Raw genomic sequence first — 20,224 nt, 5'->3', positions numbered from 1 at the left:
CACCACCTGATTTTGATAAATGAACAGGGGAGTATTCGCATTACTCCCCTGTCATACCTATTGCTTTAAAATATCGTTTACTTCCTGCTCCAGGGCAGTAAGCGTCTCCTTCGTATCTCTTCCGTTCAATAAAATATTTTGCAAGGCTCGCGCGATCGCGCTGTTCACATCCTTGGCATTAGGCACACCGACCATATAATCTGTCGCCTTATCCAAGCTTTGTGCAGATACTACCTTGGCTTGTGCTTCTAATGATTGGTCAGACTGAGTAAAATACGAGTCTTTAATGGATTCTTTCGTGGAAGGTAGGGTATTGGCCTCTTTAGAAAAAGCCGTTTGACTCTCAGCATTTGTTAAGAAAACAGCAAATTTCACCGCCTCGTCTATATGTGCAGACTTAGTAGGTACGACCAGGTCCATAGAGTTGGAGAGCCGCACATCAGCTTTGCCGGTTGGGACGGGAACAGCAATCGTATTCTTATATACGTCCGGCGCCGCCGTTTTGATAAAATTGATGAACGTCGGACCTGCCAGCTCAAAGGCAACCTGTTCGCTGGCATAATATTTCACTTGCTGTGAAAAATCAGCATCTTCCTTGAGCACGACACCATCTTCCATCTGTTTTTTTAGATTATCAATCATGGTGACTGCGTCTGGAGTGTTGAATGCAGCTGCTGTCTTCTCTTTATTTAGTATGGGAATACCGTCAACCGCAAAAAGCTTGGATACGAGCTGCTGAGCATAGCCAGCCTTACCGATTTTTCTATTGATTTGGCGGCCCCATTCTGACAATTCCCCCCGTGTTTTGGGCGGATGAGCAGGGTCCAATCCAGCAGCTTTAACCAGCTTTGTATTCATGTAAAGTACTTCCGTGCCGGTATACCAGGGTAGTGCATAAGCTTTACCGTTAATAACCGTAGAATTATAAATACCCTCGAAATAAGCAGCCTTTTCCTCGGGCGACAAGTGTTCATTCATATCAACAACAGCACCCTTAGAGCCCATTTGGCTAGCAAATTCCGTATTGAGATTCACTACATCCGGGCTGCTGTTGCTAGCAATACTCGTCAATAACTTATTGGTCACTGCATCATACGGGTAATCCTTCCAATCAATTTTGACATTAGGGTTCTTCTGCTCATAATCGGCAATGACCCGATTAAAATACGGGGTAAATGTAGGTTGTAGCGCAATGGTCCAAAATTGCAGTGTCACTTTCCCTCCGTCTACCTTTTCCGGCTTTGAGCCTCCGCCACCGCAGCCGCTCAGCAGTACAACCAGTGCCAGCATAGATACAAGCAACCGTAACCTGCCTTTCGCTTTCTTTGTCACATGGTGACCCCCTTGTTCTTAGTTGATTAAGGTAAATTATAACAGAAATACCGTTATAGAAGGAACATTTTTTCAATAAAATAAATTTAGAAGGAATAATTTTTCTTTTATTGGATACAAAAAAGACGCCTCTTCAACAGAGACGCCATGTTTTCCAAATCAACCTACAGAGGATTGACATCTATTAATAATATGGAGCCATGAAAACGTACACCAAAACCCCAGTCAAGCTCACATATAGCCAAATAGGCATCGTCCAACGGGCAATTTTACGATGTTTTGCTACCTGCATCGTCCATCCCCATACAACTGTGAATAGCGCCAGCGGTACGATAATCGCAGCCAGTATACTGTGCGAAATCAACAGCGTAAAGTAAATCGGCCGCAGGATACCCACACCACCATATTTTGCAGTTTCCGGCGAAATGTAATGGAAGGTTAGGTAGGAAAATAAAAACAAAACGGTACTGGCGAAGGCCAGCAGAATAAAGGTTTTATGCACCTTAATGTTTTTCTTGAAAATCGCAACCAATGCAGCCACCAGGAAAATAAATGTGAAGCTGTTAAAAATCGCATTCAACCTTGGGAAAATAGTGAGATCAAAACTAACACTCCCCTGGTATCCGATCGGCGAAAAGAACAGCAGCAAAATAATCACATTGGCTATAATGGAAACGGTGATAATCAAGGCTGTAAAATTACGATTGCTCGTTGGAACGTACTGCTTGTCCTCACTCGCTTTATTCATCATGAGCGTCTCCTTCGTTTAAATTCAGGTTTTCGTTATTTTTGCGGTCATAACCATAATATATTATATAGAACTCATAGATAGCCTGTGAAGTGACAACAGTATGAACAATTTCACAGCGATTCTCCTGAAAATATGCTTCATCATTTGGGAATCGCTCTTATCTCCCCATATCAACGGTAGAATGCATTCATTTTACAAGCTTTATACACATAAAAAAACACCGAAAAGGGATCGTTCCCCACTCCGGTGTTGTGTCGGCTATGCAATACGCTGCCATGATATCATATCTATTGCTGCCAGACGTCACTGTATTCCTGATGACGCTTGAACAGAGCCAGCGCGTACGAGCAAGCAGGGATCACCTTTTTATGCTGTTCCCTTGCCATAGCAACAACTTTGTCGATAAGCTCCTTGCCAATTTTTTGACCCCGTAACTGCTCGGATACAAATGTATGGTCAATGACCAAAGAGTGGTCATCTACGGATTTATAACCTACTTCTGCAACTACCTGTCCATCATCCACCATGACTACTGCATGGTCTTCCTCGCGAATTTGTCTCATGAGACCAATCCCCTTTCTGACTGAAGAAAATGCCGGTACAACTCCATGCGAACGAGTACTGCAATCACTTGATGCCCACGCTAGATATCCTTATCATTCCCCTATTTAGGGGACGACGAAACATCACATACATAAAAAAAGAACTATCGTCGACACTATATTTATTCCAATTAAGGTAAAGGGAGGTGCTGTGTTGGGTACGGAAATGAAGCCTGTCATCCCGTTTGAACCAGAACTGAGCGAAAAAGTCCCTGTAGATGTAGGCCTTTGGCGTTACGAAATAAAATGGGACGGTACAAGAATTTTAACGTATCACGATCAGGGCAGCACGCGTCTGTTCAATCGCAAGCAGCATGAACGAACGCTATTGTATCCGGAGCTTGCCCACTTCTCCTCCTACTGCAGGGCAGATTCAGTCATACTGGACGGGGAGATGATCGCACTTGGTGCCGACGGTAAACCGTCGTTCCATGAAATTATGCGCCGGGATCTGATTCGCCGGACGGATCGAATTCAGGCAGCCTATACAGCCGTACCCGCTACTTACATGTTGTTCGATATTGTTTATCTAAATGGGGAATGGGTTCATCGCAAACCGTTACAGGAAAGGCTTGAACTGCTGCATCAGATCATCATACCGAATGAACGGATCCAACTGGCTCCCGCTCATCCTGATGGACAAGCTCTATTTCAGGTTATGTGCAGCCAAGGAATGGAAGGTATTGTGTGCAAAAAACTGGATAGTCCATACACATTGGGCGGACAGGACAGACGATGGGTCAAGGTCAAAAATTATGGTGATATCATTGCCGTTATCGGTGGCTATACCCTAAACGGAGGCGTTATCAACGCTGTATTGCTGGGCCAGTATGATAGACAAGGAATGCTGCGCTATATCGGGCACGTGGGGACAGGTAAGCTGACTCGTGGAGATTGGCGTCAGCTAACCGAGCGCCTCTTGCCACATACCATATCGGAGCGACCTTTTATTAATAAACCGGATCGGCATCAAGACGCATTTTGGGTAAAGCCCATGTTTACCGCCAAGATTCAATATAGTGAATGGCGATGGCAAGAAGGACGTACCTTGCGTCAGCCCTCCATCCAAGCTCTTGTGGATCAAGGTATTGAACAGTGCATCGGACCTTGGAAGTGACGTTTTGCCGATACTTTTTCAAAAAAATGCAGAACAAAGTTTGTATAAATCATTGCAACCAGTGGTTAATTAAATTACAGTTAACTAATTAACTACATCGAGGTGGATCGCATGTTCTTTTTTTTGGACTCCGAAATTCGTCAACTGGCCTATAATCTATTTCCAGGTGGCAATAAGCCGATTGGTGTTTTGGTAGATTTATTTTCTATAACGTACGAAATAAGAAAAAATATGGAAAAACGTTCGCGTGAATTTGGTCTCTCCTACGGGCAATATATTGCACTTTGTGTACTTTCTGCGCAAAGAGATGAAATGTCCTCTCCTTCTGCTTTAGCTGAAAAGATGGGTGTCAGCCGAGCAGCAATCAGTTCTATGGTCATTTCTCTTGAACAAGAAGGATTCATTAATAAATACGACGATCCCAATGACAAGCGGGGAGTGTTTGTTTCCCTGAATGATAAAGGAAGAAGTAAAATTCAGCAGATGGACCCTTTTTTTATAGGGCTGGCTTCACGTCTGATGTCAGACTTTACTGAAGCGGAACTCTGCCAGTTTCAGACCTATTTGTCACGCGTACGAGATGCTTTTGAAGATGTTAAAGGTTCGCGTCTAACCACCCCCAGTGCCCTCAGAGAGGAGGAAGACAAATAGTGCGAAGACTGAGACAAACTCTGTTCGTCAAACTTGCCCGCAGATCGGCTGGCCGGATGATAACAGCATCCGATTTTAAACCTTCGCATTCTCCTAAAGTACATCGGACAGGGAAGATGATTCCCACCTCTGTAGGTGATTCCAGGGTGATTGTATATGAGCCTTCCCTCAGGTCTGCTGATCCACTCCCCGTATTCGTCAATTTTCATGGTAGCGGATTCATTATGGGCAGCGCTGAAATGGATGACCCCTGGTGCCCGGTCATTGCCGAACGTGCGAATTGCGTCGTCGTTAATGTCGATTATCGCTTGGCCCCGGAGCACAAATTCCCTATTCCGCTACAGGAAAGCTATGATGTGACCCAATGGGTGTACAAGCATCCTAACGTGCTGAACATCGATCCCCAACGCATTGCGGTCGGCGGACATAGCGCAGGAGGTAATCTTGCAGCAGCACTGTGCCTTATGGCCCGAGATCGCAAGGAATTCCCGATTGTGTATCAGGTGCTGGATTACCCTTCACTGGATATCGCTACAGATCCCAAGCTGAAGCCTCAATTTGAGAAGGCGATTCCGCCTCGCGTGGCAAAAATCTTCAATGAAAGCTATTTGCGCTCGCCAGATGAGGCGCGAAATCCGTTGGCTTCTCCTATTTATGCAGAATCGCTACATGATCTCCCTCCTGCGCTGATCATAACGGCCGAGCTGGACTCCTTGGCTGATGAAGCTGAGTTGTATGCCAAGCGGCTGATTGAAGCGGATGTACCCGTAATGTATAAGAAATACATGGGTGCCGCACATGCTTTTACTCATAGCGGGGATCTCGCTGTAGCTGAAAGTGCCTGGCACCTGATGAGCGACCAGTTGAAATTGGCATTTGAATTTCGTATCGAGGACGTTCTGGAAGATCTGAGGAAATAAAAATAAGCCTCCTGCTACCACTGCCTTCATGCAGTCGGGTTCAGGAGGCTTATTTTATATCATTACAAACTGTTAAAAGCTTCTGTCAATACAGGCACAATTTGCGATTTGCGCGATACGACACCTTTCAGAACAGCTTTGTTGTCATCCAACTGTACATTGTAGGCTTTTTCAACTGCTTGGGCTTGGCTTCCCAGCGCAATACCAATGGAATCACTGTTCACAATGTCTGTTACGACGAACAAGAACAGATCAAGATTTTTAGCTGCAATGGTTTGGGCTAATGCAGCTTCCAAATCAGCTTGACGGGACAGCACATCGTTTACGTCTACTGCGTTCACTTGTGCAATTTCCACTTTGCGTCCATTCATCTGGAATTCTTTTGCGTCCAAGCTTACTAACTGCTCAATCGTGTGACCACTCAAATCAGCACCCGCTTTAAGCAAGTCAAAACCGTAACGATCTGCATCTACACCAGCAATTTCGGCCAGTTCGCGGGCAGCGGCTACGTCCTGATCTGTGCAGGTCGGGGATTTGAACAACAAGGAATCGGAAATAATCGCGGACAACATCAGACCTGCGATTTCTTTGGGAATGGCTACACCGTTTTCCTTGTAGAGTTTGTTCAAAATGGTGGCTGTGCAACCTACTGGCTCAGCGCGGAAGTACAGCGGCTGGCTTGTTTCAAAGTTAGCGATCCGGTGGTGATCGATGACTTCAGTTACGCGCACCTTGTCAATGTCCGTTGCGCTTTGCTGGCGTTCATTATGATCGACCAGAATGACGCTGTCTGTTTCAGTAGCAACCTGCTCAACCAGACGCGGCGCGCTCACTTTGAAATAATCCAGCGCATACTGCGTTTCCCCGTTAACCTCTCCCAGACGAACCGGCTCTACGTCGGCGCCCAGTTTGGTTTTCAAGTCTGCATAAGCAATAGCTGAGCAAATGGTATCCGTATCCGGATTTTTATGCCCGAAAATCAATGTTTTTGCCAACATAATCGACTCCTTCACCTTAAGCATTTTACGTGATTGTGTAACCTCAACAATTCCAATGCAGATTATATCATTAAATCTTGCATTCTCCCATTCCCCTACGATTGATTTCAAAAATAATCTAGTAAATTCATAACATTTCCATGGAATCTACATGTGAAGTTAACCTTATTTTTTCTAAAAATATAAAAAACATATAGTAATATATCCCACCAATATGGTAAGATATGCCTCAAAACTGGCAAGTTAGTCACCAGTGGTCAATTCTATTATTTTAGATATTAAGGGAGGCGTGAGAACAACGGCAGTGGCTTCAAATCCTAGTATGTAGAGATATCATATTTTGATTGAAAAGAGGGAAATATTTGAAAAAGCCGATCATTTTGCAAAAAATACCTGTCGTATCACTCGCTCTTGCCTTGACGGTAAGCTTATCTCTGCCGTCTTTCAGTTCTGCCGCTACCGCAGATCTACAAATCAATTCATTTTTAAAAGCTCAGGAAGCATTAACTATTGAGGCGGCTCCGGCCTTTATCTCACCTGAGCTGAGTACAGACTCCTCCCGTCAGGTCAGAGTCATCGTGCAGCTTGATGGTGAGCCCCTAGCAGTGGACAAATATGCAGCACGTTCAAGCGCTAAAGCTTTCACCGCTCAATCCGAGCAAAAAGCCGAATCTGCGATCGCCACCGAGCAAACCACGTTCGTAGACCAAGCCGCTGAGCACGGTATTTCTCTTCAAGTAAATTACCAGTACAACACGGTGCTTAACGGACTGGAGGTTACAGTGCCAGCCAATAAAATTCCAGAATTGGCTAAACTACCAGGCGTTAAATCCATTCACGAAAACAAAACATATTATTCTATCCCCGTGCAGGACCCGCCAACACTTACAGCCAACGAAGCCACTTATGACAATGCGCCACTGGACCAAATTGGTGTTCCTGAAGCCTGGGCCAAAGGATTGAATGGCGAGGGAATCAAGGTCGGGGTTATTGATACCGGTATCGATTATGAGCATCCGGATTTGAAAGAAGCCTACAAAGGCGGTTATGACTCTTTTGAACAGGACAACGACCCCTACGAGGAACCGTTCCTTGAAAAAGAGAATGATCCATACGGCACAGGTTTTAGTGGAACGACACATGGTACTCACGTCTCCGGTACAATTGCCGGGAAAGCCGCGAATAAATCCTCAGATATTGTACAAAAAGGGATTGCCTATAAATCGGACTTATACGTATATAAGGTGCTTGGACGCAATACCAAGACCGGTCGTTCCTCCGGTTCCTCGGCACAGGTCATTGACGGTATAGAACGTGCTGTCAAAGATGGCATGAACGTCATCAACCTGTCGCTAGGCTCGGATTCTGAAAAGGATCCCAACTCCCCAGACGCCATTGCCATCAATAATGCGGTACTTTCCGGGGTAGTCGCGGTCATCGCAAACGGTAACGCTGCACAACAAGGGCCCTATTTTTACTCCATGGGTTCTCCCGCAACATCTCAGCTGGCGATTTCCGTTGGTGCAGCCACTTCACCGAGCCACAGCTATTCCAATAAAGCATCTGTCAATCTTGTAACCTATGGTGATGATGAAAAGCCGATAACAGTTACATCAGATACCTATTACAATTTTAACATGATGGGTTGGCAAACATTTCACGAGGATTTTTCTTCTATTTTGGGGACAGAACCATTGGAATTAGTTTATGCCAACTTGGGATATCCAGATGATTTCACTTCTAAAGATGTAAAAGGTAAGGTTGTGGTCGTATCGCGTGGCGTCTTGGGCTTCGTAGATAAAATCGCGAACGCACAACTAAATGGTGCAAAGGCTATTATTATTTTTAATGGTCAAGCGAAATCTAGCGACAGTACACAAGCCAATCTGAGTGAAGCTATCCCTGGTTACGACGGTTACATTAATTCGAATCAAGGAGACAATGTAGATTATATTCCTACCTTTGACATGACAGGAAAAGAAGGTAGAGCACTGGCAAGACAAATCATTGAAAGCCAAAACCACAAACAAAAATTCTTTATTACTTTTGGTGAAGAGTATCGTCGTACTGACAATCCTGGTAATACCATGGCCGGATTTAGCTCCCGCGGACCAAATGGCGATGAACTGCTGAGCATCAAGCCAGACGTGAGCGCACCAGGGGTTGGCATTATGTCAACGTACCCTGCCTTCGCCAAGTTCTATCCAGATGCATCCTATGAGCAAGCTTACAAACGCAGCAACGGAACGAGTATGGCATCTCCGCATGTGGCTGGACTTGCCGTGCTGCTGAAGCAGCAGCATCCGAACTGGACACCGTTTGATATCCGCGCTGCTCTGGCAAACACTTCGGTTACACTCTTTAATGAGGATAAAACTCAATATGATGTGTATTCCCAAGGTGCGGGTCTTGTAAACATTGCGAATGCGATTCAGACTCCAGCCCTGCTGGAAACCGTTGAAAAGATTACGATTCTTGACAAGAACTTTAATCGGCAGGAGGTTGTGAATTATAATCCTTCCGCCAGCTTCGGGCTGTTACGACCTGGTAGTGATGCGAAGCAGATCCAGCTTCAACTCAAAAACTTGTCCGCAAACCCTGTGCAGTATGAAGCCAGCTACGTTTTACATGATAATGTCACCTCTGATCCGACTAAGCCTATTGCTACCCCCGATGTGAGCAATATTAGCGTTCAGTTGCAGGGTATTGGCGCGAATGGAGCCATCTCGGCAGAACCGGGCAAATCGCAACCGTTCTTCCTGTCTGTACAACCAAGTGCGAATGCAGCTACTGGTGTATATGAAGGAGAGGTTATTCTTAAAAGCGCTGGACAGCCAACACTTCATCTTCCGTTCGTTGTGCATGTCGGCAAAGAAAATCCAACGACAGGCTTCGGCTTGCAGGACCTGAGTTTCACGAACCCGATTATTTACCCAAATCGCACAGGTGCGCAGCGCACAACAGATTTGACTTTCCGTCTGACCACAGATAAAACCAATCAGATCGCGCTCTATGTATATGGATTAGATGATAAGCTGATCGGTCTGATTGATGGGATTGCCACTACCAAGGAACAAGGTGCTAACGCTCGCCTCAAACAAGGCGCATATTCCTTCAAGGGGATTAACGGAAGTTACGTTGAATTTGATGACAATGGCAAGCCTGTTCTGGATGCTAACGGTCAGCCTGTTATTCAGCACTTGAAGGATGGCGTGTACAAGCTGGAAGTCAGCTCTCCAGAACTGAATGAAAAGGGAGAAGTCGAACGCAATACCGATGGTCCTAAACTGTTCACTGCCACTAAATCGATCCGTGTGGATAATAGTGCCCCATCCGGTGGTAGTAGTGGCGGCGGAGGGGGTGGAGGTGGCGGCAGAAGCAATACTACACCTTCTGCTGCAACGAATACATCCACCCCTGTCGCTACATCTGCACCTTCACTGCAAAGCGTAGTGAAGCAAGGACAAGCTGTAAAAGCTGTGCCTACAGCCGTTGCGTTAAACAATAATGTACAGTCACTGACAGTAGCTGATGCAGACCTGCAGGCTGCTGTGGCAACAGCTGGCTCCAGTCCGACAGCTATTGTATTGTCGGCTACTAGCCAAGCAGGCCAAACGACTAAAGCATCACTCACTTCGTCACAGCTGGCAACGCTGGGCAAAGCCGCAGCAGGAAGCAGCCTGGTTGTGAGTAATACAGGTTCTTCCCTGGCATTGCCAGTATCTGTTCTAAAAAATGCACCTGAAGGTGCGGGCATTGAAGTGGTCATCAGTAGCCAAGCAGAGGCGAGCGGCACATTTACAAGCAAGCTTAAAGGCTCGAATGTGATCGGCACCCCGGTAGGGTTTGAGGCCAACGTAATCACTGGCGGTAAGAGCCAACCGCTCAAAGTTGCGCCAGGACAATTTATTAGCCGATCCTTTACCGTACCTGGTCAAATTGATCCTAATACAGCCGGTGTGCTCTATACAGCGAACGGAAATGTCTATCCCGTCCCATCCGTCTTCACCAAGCAAGTTGATGGATCTACCGTCGTTAAGGTAAGCCGTCCGGGCTTCTCGACGTATGCAGCGGCGACACGACCTGTTAGCTTTGAAGATATTTCATCGTCGTATGCCCAATCCGAAATTCAATCGCTTGCAAATAAATTGCTCATTAACGGCACAACCGACACGAAATTCTCACCGAAGCAAAACGTGACGCGTGCAGAATTTGCAGTCTTGGTCACCCGGGCACTTGGCCTGACACCAGGTACTGCTGCACCATTTAGTGATATTCCGGCAGGTAGCTGGTATGCCGGGGATGTGGCGGCCGCTTATGGGGCCGGATTGATTACAGGTCGCAACAACGACAAGTTTGATCCGCAAGCAAATATCAGTCGTCAAGAAATTGCTGTTGTGCTGGGCAAAGCAGTAGACTTGCTTCAAATCAAAACAGCAGCCGATGGTCCTGCACGCACACCATACCATGATACTTCATCCTTTGCAGGCTATGCCAAGGACAGTATTGAAAAAGTAAGTGCGGCAGGTATTATTAACGGAGCCACGATTAAAGGCTCTTCCTACTTCCAACCGAATGCACCTACAACACGTGAGGCATCTGCCAAAGTACTGCATGTGCTCTTACAAAAAGCTGCACTCATAAACTAACAATTACAAAGCCCCCCGAGCCGTTATTTAACCAAAGTCGCGGTTCGGGGGGCTATTCTTATGTTAGACCATAATCTGCGATACTATACTGTTCCTGCTAAAGGCAGCGTTACTTTAAATATACTTCCCGTTCCCAGTGTACTTTCAGCTGTAATGCTCCCTCCGTGTGCTTCCACGATTGATTTCGTAATAGCCAGACCAAGGCCCGCTCCGCCTGAGCTGCGTGTACGCGATTCATCTCCACGATAAAATCGCTCAAATATCCGCTCCAGCTGTTCCTTCCCCATGCCGGGTCCATTATCACGAATTTGAATATCTGCCAGCTTCTTACCAGCCGATAAGTTGACATGGATCACGCCCTGCTCCATATCGGTATGTTGAACAGCATTGTGAAACAGGTTAAGTACGACCTGTTTGATCTTATCGCCTTCTGCCAATACCCGAACACCTGCCGTCATATCAAAAAATACCTTACGTGTGCCTGCCAGCATAAGGAGCTGTGGCTTCATTTCCAGCAGCAATGCATCTAGCGATATATCTTCTAGCTTCAACTCCGGTGTTCGGTCCAGCTTAGCCAACAATAGCAAATCAGAGACAAGCTTGTTCATGCGCTTGGATTCACCATACATACTTTCTAGTGCTGATTGGAGCTGCTTCGGATTGGATGCTGCTCCACGAAGCAGCACTTCCAAAAACCCATGGATGGATGTGAGCGGGGTACGCAGTTCATGAGAAGCATCCGCAATAAATCGTCGCATTTGCATCTGCAATTCCCGCTCGGCAGCAAAAGAATGCTCCAGCCGCTCCAACATTCCATTAAATGAAACTGCCAGGCGATCTACCTCATACTGACCCTGCTCTGCGTCAAAGCGCTCGTCCAAATTGCCCGCATCAATACGTTTGACTGCCTCGACCATTCTGGAAAGGGGCACCAATGTGCGGCGAAGCACAGGAAGCATAAGCGCCAAACCAATCGCAAGTGCAATCAGAGACAATAAAATAAAGGTGCGGAGTTGATTAATCAGCTGCTCTTGCATGGAATTCGTAGATACGCCCATTTGCAGTAACCCTGACGAACGGTCTGGTGGACCGAGCGGGCGAAATACAACCAGCTGCTCTTTTCCCTGTGCATCCGTAATTAATTGATAGCCGTGACGCATACGCTTGCTCTGCTGCATTGCTTGATACTGCTGAGTGGTGAGGCGCGGCGGTTTAAGCCCATTTTCGTTGGACAAGCTCTGAAAGGTGCCGTCTATACCTATAGAAGCAAGCGACATATCCGGCCAAAACAGAAACGGCCCCGGTCGATTACCTCTCCGATTGGTATCATCTTGGGGAGCGGCGATTCCATCCCCACTATTTTCCTGTGAATCCTTAATCAATAAGTCGACAGGAATTGAATTCAGCTGTGTATTCATAGCGTCTGCTCGACTGCGATACAGAAAATCTTTCATTAGAAAGTATTGGAGAAAACCGATCAACACCAGCAGCAATGCCAAAATGAGTAAGGTTCTGGCCAAAAGCTGGGACCGGAGAGAACGAAGCACATATTTTCTCCGTTTTTTCCTCCCCGCCTTCATAACAGATCCACTCGGTACCCAACACCACGCAGCGTCCGAATGACCCGATGCTCCTTATCTTTGAGTTTTTCTCGCAAGGAGCGAATGTACACTTCCACAATATTATCCTCGCCCCCAAAGTCATACCCCCAGACTCGGTCCAGAATACGACTTTTACTCAGCACGATTCCATGGTTTAACACCAAAAACTTCAATAGTTCGTATTCGGTAGGCGATAGCTCCAGCACCTGACTCTGATAGCGAATCTCCTTTCGTCGATCATCCACTTGAAAGGGTCCGTGAACCACTTCCCCCAACAGGTCAGGGAACTGATTTCGCAAACGCGCCTCAATACGAGCCAGCAGCTCATTAAAACTGAAGGGCTTAACGATATAATCATCCGCGCCGAGCTTGAGCCCTTTTACCCGATCGTCCACATCATCCTTGGCGGTCAGCATAATAACTGCGATGTTATCCTCTGTCTCCTTGAGACTTTGGCATACCTCAAATCCGTTCATTTCAGGCATCATTACATCCAGCACCGCTACATGCGGACGAAACTCTCTTGCCAGATCGAGTGCATCACTCCCGTTCTCGGCGGTTCTGACTTCATATCCTTCATTAATCAGTCCAAGCTCTAAAAATTGCAAAATATGAGGCTCGTCGTCCGCCAGCATAATCTTAACTCCGTGTATTGGATTCATTATTAATCTTCCCTTTCATATTGCTTCATTTTTATCATATTAAAAGTCGATTCATTTTTACCTGTATCTAATATACCTGAATCCTGCCGTAAAAAAAGCACCTCACCCCAGCTTTCAGCTAACGTTCAGGGAGCGCTCAGAACCCATTAAGGTACGTCTGGCATGATAATAGCAAGCCGGTAGTTCACCGGGCCAAGATCGGAATAAATACAAAGAAACTTTCACAGGGAGTGGAATGAACATGATTAAGAAATGGTTTAAGACCAGGGCGGACATCCCCCTGATCATCATTATGCTGATATCCACATTTTTGAACGGATACAACATCTGGCAAGACAAGTACGTAAACACCTACTACACGACGGCAGTAGCAAGCATGCTGCAGAGTTTTCACAATTTCTTTTTCGCCTCACTTGATTCTGCAGGATCGGTAACGGTAGACAAACCGCCTGTGGTGTTCTGGATTCAGACGTTGAGCGCCTATATATTCGGACTTCACGGATGGAGCGTGATCCTGCCGCAGGCACTGGCTCAGGTCGGATCGGTCTTGCTCGTTTACTTACTCGTCAAACCGAGCTTTGGTACACTGGCCGCACGTTTGGCTGCCTTCGCCATGGCAACAACACCGATAGCCGTAGCGGTTAGCCGCACGAATAACATTGACGCCATGTTGGTCTTCACATTATTGCTCGCAACTTGGCTATTGTTCAGAGGCCTTAAAAATAGCAAAACCGGGCTGATCCTGGCTGCTTTCGCAGTCGTCGGCATTGCCTTTAACGAAAAAATGTTGCAAGCCTATATGATCGTTCCTGCGTTGGGCCTGTTCTATCTGCTGGCTTCCAAGTATAACTGGAAACGAAAAGCCATAACGTTGGCAGGATCGGCAGTGGTTCTCCTGATTGTATCGCTCTCTTGGGCAGTCGTAGTGGATTCCACTCCGGCCGATGAACGTCCTTATATGGGGAGTAGCGGAACCAACTCTGTACTGAATTTGGCCTTCGGTTATAACGGCCTGTCTCGCCTGACAGGAGATCAGGGAACAGGTGGCAATCGTGGCGGTCAACGCTCAGAGCAAAACAATAACGCTGCGACGAATAGCAACATTACGAACACGGATCAGATCCAGACGACTACATCCTCCAACAGCACTACCACTACGGATGACTCTGGTGCCAACTACATGACAGCAGACGGACCCGGTGCAGGTGGTCAAATGCCACCGGGCGGATTCGGGGGGAACGGACAAGGCGTTCCTGGTGGAGACGGCCAGGGTGGTCCAGGCGGTGGCCCGGGTGGAAATTCCGGTGGCGGCATGTTCGGTACTGGTGAAAAGGGACCTTTACGGTTGTTCCAATCTTCCCTGTCAGGCCAAGCGAGCTGGCTGCTTCCGTTCGCAATCATTGCTTCCATCGGCCTGCTTGCCAGTATTCGACGCCGTAATATCACACAGAAACATAAAGAAGTTATCTTCTGGCTCGCCTGGTTGATTCCCGTAGCTGCATTTTTCAGCGTAGCAGGTTTCTTCCATCATTATTACCTAATTATGCTCGCACCTCCGATTGCAGCGCTCTTCGGAGCAGGATTCGTAGAATTGTGGCAGCAGTATCGTGAGCGTTCCAACTGGCTCTCCTGGCTGTTACCCGTGGCAGTATTAGCAACATCGGTATTTAGCTGGTTCATTCTACAAAATTACAACGATACCATCGGCAGTGGCTGGTCCATCGCGGTATTGATCCTAGGGATCATCGGCACAGCACTCCTGGTGGTAGCACGAATGAAATCCGAGAAGTTCACAAGATATGCCATTATCGCAAGTGTACTCGCTATGTTTATCGGCCCTGTGTACTGGGCATTGACACCAATCGTCTACGGGGGGAACAGCATGATCCCACAAGCTGGACCGACTCAATTTGGCGACGGCGGTGGCGGAATGCCAGGCCGCAATGATGGCAATAGAGGTGCAAGCTTCAATGGTCAACAAGCCGAAGGAACTCAAATGAATAACCAGACTCAAAATGCAGAGAATTCCAACTCTGTTGGAAATACTTCAAGCACACAAACAAGTACAGACACGGAACAAAAAGCTTCTACCCGTACCAGAGGAATGGGAGGCCCGAACGGTAGCCAAAGTTTAGATCAAAAAACGTTGAGCTACTTGCAAAAAAATAACACAGGTGAAACCTATCTTTTCGCAGCAAGCAATTATTCAACAGCCGCTCCTTACCTGGTCGAGGCCGGACAAAAAGTAATTATTATGAACGGTTTTGTGTCTTCCGATCCGGTCTATACCGTCGATAAAATCAAGGCGCTGGTCGAAAGTGGGCAAGTGAAATACTTTATGATTTCTGGTGGCGGCGGTGGACCGGACGGCGGCAACTCTGAAGTCACTGCTTGGATTAAAGAACACGGCAAAGTAATCCCTACAGATGAATGGAAAACAACAACCACAGCAGAAACAAGTACAGCAGTGAAAGCAACGAACAGCGGAAACGACACCACGAACACCAACGCAACCGTTCAGGATGGTCAAGGTGGATTTGGCGGAGACGAGCGTGGCGGAAGCGGTACTTTATACGAAATCACATTATAAATGAGGAGGAACTACGAATGAGTGAACCTATCCGTTATTCCATAGTTATCCCGATGTACAACGAGGAAGCCGTTATTACAGAAACCTATCGGAGACTGAAACAAGTCATGGGCTCAATGGGCGAGCCCTACGAGCTGATCTTCGTCAATGATGGAAGTTCGGACCGCAGCGTCCAACTCATCAAGGAATTCAGTCTCAGAGATGACACGATTGTATTGATTGATTTCTCTCGCAACTTTGGTCATCAGCTAGCAATTACCGCCGGGATGGATTATGCGGTGGGAGAGGCAGTCGTCGTCATTGACGCTGACCTCCAGGACCCGCCGGAACTGATTGTTGAGATGGCTAACAAGTGGAAGGAAGGCTATGAAGTCGTCTACGCCAAACGACTCAAACGCAATGGTGAAACTCGCTTCAAGAAATGGTCTGCCAGCCTCTTTTACCGCGTACTTAAAGCATCAACGGATATTAATATCCCGGTCGACACCGGGGACTTCCGCCTAATGGATCGCAAGGTCATAGATGAATTGAAACGTCTGCCGGAAAATAACAGATTCGTGCGCGGTCTGGTCAGTTGGATCGGTTTTAAACAAACTGCTGTTGAATATGAGCGCGATGAGCGGCTTGCAGGCGAAACCAAGTATCCGCTAAAACGCATGATCAAGCTCAGTCTCGACGGGATCACATCCTTTTCGATTAAGCCACTCAAGCTGGCAGGTTATATCGGCGCACTTTTGTCCATGTCCGGCTTCCTGTATCTGATGTATGTATTGTTTCTTAACTTTTTCACCGATTCCTATGTGATGAAAGGCTGGTCATCCATGATTAGCATCAGCCTGATCTTCGACGGAGTGATTCTGATTATTCTCGGTATCATGGGTGAATATATTGGACGGATTTATGACGAAACCAAAGCACGTCCACTCTACATTGTCCGTGAGCGTCTGGGTGGACAATACGATAACGGTCCGACACATGCTATGAAGGTTCCTGAACAACGCGAGTCCCTGTACATGAAAGGAGCCCGTGACAGTCTGATTTCGGGTGGACGTACAGTACGCGACAACAGCGCGGTATATACTGGACCCAAATCCGGTCGTGGGGCCTAACTATGAAAAGTCGCATGGCCCAGCTGCTTCCTATGATCCGATTTGGCATCGTAGGTCTGGTGAATACAGGAGTAGATTATATCATTTTTATGCTACTGGCTTGGACCGGAGTGCCGGTCGTGGTAGCGCAGATCATTTCGTACAGCTGCGGCACAGCCAACAGTTATATTTTGAACAGCAAATGGACATTCAGCAAACAACAAGCAAACAACACAAGCAAAGGTCAGTTACTCAAATTTATCGTCATCAACCTCATCGTATTGGGGATAACCTCCTTATTGCTGCAAGTGCTTCACACTGAAACCAAGCTGCCGCTTGCTTTAGGCAAGCTGATCGCCACCGCAGCCGGAATGATCATCAATTATATCGGGAGCCGATACTGGGTGTTCGGTTCCCCATCCCGAAAGGAAAGTGAATCTCTATGAGAAAAATTACAAAAGCCGTTATCCCTGCCGCCGGTTTGGGAACCCGTTTTTTGCCAGCTACGAAAGCTTTACCAAAAGAGATGCTTCCAATCGTAGATAAACCAGCCATTCAATATATCGTTGAAGAAGCCATCAAATCTGGAATTGAGAGCATCATTATCGTTACGGGGCGTAATAAAAAAGCCATCGAAGACCATTTTGACAAGTCTGTAGAGCTGGAGCAAGTACTGGAGAGCAAGGGAAAATATGATCTTCTGCGTGAAGTTCAAAGCATCGGAGGCAAGGCAGTCATCCACTATATCCGTCAAAAAGAACCGCTCGGCTTGGGACATGCGGTACGCTGCGCCCGTCAGTTCATTGGCGATGAGCCCTTCGCCGTGTTATTGGGCGATGATATTATGAATTCCTCCACTCCGGCGATTCGTCAGATGATGGATGTATACGAAGCCACTGGCAAGCAAGTGGTCGGCGTGCGTACGGTAGAAGAACAGGATGTAAGTAAATACGGCATTATTGGCTCCACTCACCAAAATGGCCTTATTCATGAAGTCGGCGGACTTGTTGAAAAACCATCCCCGGCAGATGCTCCTTCGCGGCAGGCTGTCATTGGTCGCTATGTATTGGAGCCTTCTATTTTCTCCATATTGGAGAACATGTCCACTGGAGCGGGCGGTGAATACCAATTGACAGATGCTCTGCATCAAGTAGCATTGCAGAACCAACTGCTTGCATTGGAACTGGAGGGCACACGCTACGATATTGGTGATAAAGCTGGCTATCTGGAAGCAGTGCTCCACATGGGCATGCAGCGCGAAGATTTGCGTCCAATGCTTGACTCCATGATGCGTGAGTGGGCACTTGCTTCAATGATAAAATAGGCAAATTTCCTCCTACCGAAATCCAATCATGTTGTGAAATCACGAAAGTAGCTGGTTAAGCACATAAACTTGTACAATGTAAAAGTACAGAGCATCGGAATTTACGCGGTCGCCCGGCCGAAACTAAGGAGGAAAAGCCTCTATGATACCTGAGGGAAATCTGCAAAGTAATGTGGATCGTTTCAATGGCTTTGCCGACAACTACGATCAACACCGTCCAGAAGCGCCATCACTCGTCGTGGAAATCATCAGCCGCTATCTGGATCGGAACGTAGCGCTAGTTGCCGATATTGGCTGCGGTACTGGGCTCTCTACTTTCATATGGAAAGACACCGCTCGTCGAATCGTCGGCATCGAGCCTAACCCGGACATGAGAGGAATAGCGCAGCGCAAGCTGGAGAGAGCAGGAACGACAATGACAGGTACCATTTCCTTCGAAAGCGGGTTCTCCAACAACCTGCCCTTTGAGGACGGCACTGTAGATGTCATCACCTGCTCTCAATCCTTTCACTGGATGGACCCCGAGAGCACACTCCAGGAAGCAGGCAGGGTCTTGGCACAAGGCGGCGTGTTCGCAGCCTTTGACTGTGACTGGCCTCCTGTGCTGCAATGGCAGATCGAGCAAGCTTATACAGAGCTTATCACCAAAGCTGATACCGTTTTGGAACAGGAAGCTCCTGTAGAGCAACAGGCTCATAAATGGAGCAAGGATCAGCATCTAGCTAATCTGCACCATAGCGGGCAATTCCGCTATATTCGGGAGATTGTCTTCCACAATCGTGAGCAATGTGACGCTGCTCGTTATACTGGGCTCGCTCTTAGCCAGGGAGGAATTCAGAGCCTGTTCAAACTTGGCAATCGAACGCTTGACGACGATATAGCCCGCTTCGTGAAGCTGGTTGAGAATCATTTTGAAGGCAGAACACTGGATATCCTGTTTAGCTATCGTATGAGAATCGGCATCAAGTAGAACGGAATCAAAATCGTCGTGATGACATTCACTTCGGCTCAAACCAAAAAAAAAGACTCTCCTTGTCTCGTGAAAGCGAGTACGTAGGAGAGTCTTTTTTCTTTTAATACATAGCTACATCTACTTCCCTACAATCCTTAGCTGTAGGTTTACTGCGTCTTCCTCTTAGGAAGAGTGGACAGCTAGAATGTGCGCCAACCGATCAGGATAGTCTGTGATGATGCCGTTCACTCCGGCCTCCAGCAGACGCTCCATTTCCTCCGGCTCATTCACCGTCCATGGGTGGTAGACAACGCCTAATGCCAAAGCCTCGGACACCGCTTCCGGTGTAACCACTTGCTTGTAGGCATGAAGTGCTGTAGCCCCGAATTGGGTTGCATACTCCGATGGGCGAACCATAATCTCAATATAGAGCGCTCCCGTCTTGATCTCGGGGGCAATCTGCGCACAGAGCGCGAGCGATTCATGATTGAAGCTGGATAAGATCACCCGCTTTTCCAATCCAAAGCGCTTCACAGCGGCAATGACCTCTTCCTCCATCCCCGGATAGAGATGAATGCTATTTTTCAGTTCCAGATTAATAATGGTATCCGAGGACTGTGCCAGTTCCAGTAACTCACCCAGCATCGGTACCCGCTCGCCTCGAAATTTCTCATCAAACCAACTGCCTGCATCCAGTTTATTTAATTCTTCCAGCGTGATATCTCTTACATCCAGCGGGCAACCTGTCGTGCGCTCCAGCGACTCATCGTGAATCAGCACCAAATGCCCATCTTGGGTACGCTGCACATCCGTTTCAATGCCTGTTGCTCCCAGTTCCAACGCGTGGCGGAAAGCCGCCATTGTATTTTCAGGACATACCCCGGAAGCTCCGCGATGCGCAAAATTAATTACCTTCTGGGTCATAGTCACGATATCATCCCTCCTGTCATTTCAAACAAGAATATTCTACTCGTTCATTGTTTGGGC

General features: G+C 47.2%; 16 protein-coding genes. 9 read left to right on the top strand and 7 right to left on the bottom strand.

Annotated elements, in window-relative coordinates; translation table 11 throughout:
* Positions 1 to 57 precede the first annotated feature (57 nt).
* The 3 genes from PPM_RS01885 to PPM_RS01875 form a co-directional block, all read right to left on the bottom strand.
* Complete coding sequence (locus tag PPM_RS01885; RefSeq protein WP_013369013.1) at positions 58 to 1,332, bottom strand: ABC transporter substrate-binding protein; 1,275 nt, start codon at positions 1,330 to 1,332, stop codon at positions 58 to 60.
* 184 nt (positions 1,333 to 1,516) lie between these two features.
* Positions 1,517 to 2,083, bottom strand: a complete 567-nt coding sequence (locus PPM_RS01880; protein WP_013369012.1) for a DUF420 domain-containing protein — start codon at positions 2,081 to 2,083, stop codon at positions 1,517 to 1,519.
* Between the two features lie 287 nt (positions 2,084 to 2,370).
* Positions 2,371 to 2,646: a GNAT family N-acetyltransferase gene (locus PPM_RS01875; RefSeq protein WP_013369011.1), complete on the bottom strand. Its 276-nt coding sequence runs from the start codon at positions 2,644 to 2,646 to the stop codon at positions 2,371 to 2,373.
* A 193-nt stretch (positions 2,647 to 2,839) separates the two neighbouring features.
* Here PPM_RS01875 and PPM_RS01870 point away from each other — a divergent pair, with 193 nt between their 5' ends.
* From PPM_RS01870 to PPM_RS01860, 3 genes are all read left to right on the top strand, one after another.
* Entirely contained in the window at positions 2,840 to 3,802 is a 963-nt protein-coding gene (locus PPM_RS01870) for an RNA ligase family protein (protein WP_080567848.1), read from the top strand.
* Positions 3,803 to 3,913: 111 nt separating this feature from the next.
* Complete coding sequence (locus tag PPM_RS01865) at positions 3,914 to 4,453, top strand: MarR family winged helix-turn-helix transcriptional regulator (RefSeq protein ID WP_013369009.1); 540 nt, start codon at positions 3,914 to 3,916, stop codon at positions 4,451 to 4,453.
* Positions 4,450 to 5,373 carry an alpha/beta hydrolase gene (locus PPM_RS01860; protein ID WP_051507721.1) on the top strand — a complete coding sequence of 308 codons (924 nt, stop codon included), beginning with the start codon at positions 4,450 to 4,452 and terminating at the stop codon, positions 5,371 to 5,373. The genes PPM_RS01865 and PPM_RS01860 overlap by 4 nt, the downstream gene beginning before the upstream one ends.
* A gap of 62 nt (positions 5,374 to 5,435) precedes the next feature.
* Here the strand turns inward: PPM_RS01860 and PPM_RS01855 are convergent, their stop codons facing one another.
* On the bottom strand, positions 5,436 to 6,371 hold the full coding sequence (locus tag PPM_RS01855) for a manganese-dependent inorganic pyrophosphatase (protein WP_013369007.1): 936 nt from the start codon (positions 6,369 to 6,371) through the stop codon (positions 5,436 to 5,438).
* A 362-nt stretch (positions 6,372 to 6,733) separates the two neighbouring features.
* On the opposite strand from PPM_RS01855, the gene PPM_RS01850 reads away from it, so the two are divergent.
* On the top strand, positions 6,734 to 11,020 hold the full coding sequence (locus PPM_RS01850) for a S8 family serine peptidase (RefSeq protein ID WP_013369006.1): 4,287 nt from the start codon (positions 6,734 to 6,736) through the stop codon (positions 11,018 to 11,020).
* 83 nt (positions 11,021 to 11,103) lie between these two features.
* Here the strand turns inward: PPM_RS01850 and PPM_RS01845 are convergent, their stop codons facing one another.
* Together PPM_RS01845 and PPM_RS01840 are read right to left on the bottom strand one after the other, a co-directional pair.
* Positions 11,104 to 12,600 carry a sensor histidine kinase gene (locus PPM_RS01845; protein ID WP_013369005.1) on the bottom strand — a complete coding sequence of 499 codons (1,497 nt, stop codon included), beginning with the start codon at positions 12,598 to 12,600 and terminating at the stop codon, positions 11,104 to 11,106.
* Entirely contained in the window at positions 12,597 to 13,283 is a 687-nt protein-coding gene (locus PPM_RS01840; RefSeq protein WP_014599406.1) for a response regulator transcription factor, read from the bottom strand. The genes PPM_RS01845 and PPM_RS01840 overlap by 4 nt, the downstream gene beginning before the upstream one ends.
* A 241-nt stretch (positions 13,284 to 13,524) precedes the next feature.
* On the opposite strand from PPM_RS01840, the gene PPM_RS01835 reads away from it, so the two are divergent.
* The 5 genes from PPM_RS01835 (at position 13,525) to PPM_RS01815 (ending at position 19,255) form a co-directional block, all read left to right on the top strand.
* On the top strand, positions 13,525 to 15,873 hold the full coding sequence (locus PPM_RS01835; protein ID WP_013369003.1) for an ArnT family glycosyltransferase: 2,349 nt from the start codon (positions 13,525 to 13,527) through the stop codon (positions 15,871 to 15,873).
* Between the two features lie 17 nt (positions 15,874 to 15,890).
* The gene (locus PPM_RS01830) at positions 15,891 to 16,982 is read left to right on the top strand and encodes a glycosyltransferase family 2 protein (protein WP_013369002.1); all 1,092 of its coding nucleotides are present in this window, start codon (positions 15,891 to 15,893) and stop codon (positions 16,980 to 16,982) included.
* 2 nt (positions 16,983 to 16,984) lie between these two features.
* Complete coding sequence (locus PPM_RS01825; protein ID WP_014599404.1) at positions 16,985 to 17,407, top strand: GtrA family protein; 423 nt, start codon at positions 16,985 to 16,987, stop codon at positions 17,405 to 17,407.
* Complete coding sequence (gene galU, locus PPM_RS01820; RefSeq protein ID WP_013369000.1) at positions 17,404 to 18,285, top strand: UTP--glucose-1-phosphate uridylyltransferase GalU; 882 nt, start codon at positions 17,404 to 17,406, stop codon at positions 18,283 to 18,285. The genes PPM_RS01825 and galU overlap by 4 nt, the downstream gene beginning before the upstream one ends.
* A 142-nt stretch (positions 18,286 to 18,427) precedes the next feature.
* Positions 18,428 to 19,255 carry a class I SAM-dependent methyltransferase gene (locus PPM_RS01815; RefSeq protein ID WP_013368999.1) on the top strand — a complete coding sequence of 276 codons (828 nt, stop codon included), beginning with the start codon at positions 18,428 to 18,430 and terminating at the stop codon, positions 19,253 to 19,255.
* Between the two features lie 165 nt (positions 19,256 to 19,420).
* On the opposite strand, the gene PPM_RS01810 is transcribed toward PPM_RS01815, so the two are convergent.
* Positions 19,421 to 20,167, bottom strand: coding sequence for a glycerophosphodiester phosphodiesterase (locus tag PPM_RS01810; RefSeq protein ID WP_013368998.1), 747 nt, complete (start codon positions 20,165 to 20,167; stop codon positions 19,421 to 19,423).
* Positions 20,168 to 20,224 lie beyond the last annotated feature (57 nt).

This window comes from Paenibacillus polymyxa M1 (assembly GCF_000237325.1).
In the GTDB taxonomy this organism is placed as follows: domain Bacteria; phylum Bacillota; class Bacilli; order Paenibacillales; family Paenibacillaceae; genus Paenibacillus; species Paenibacillus polymyxa_C.
The sequence above is the reverse complement of the archived record's forward strand: the minus strand, read 5'-3'. Positions and strand labels throughout refer to the sequence as shown.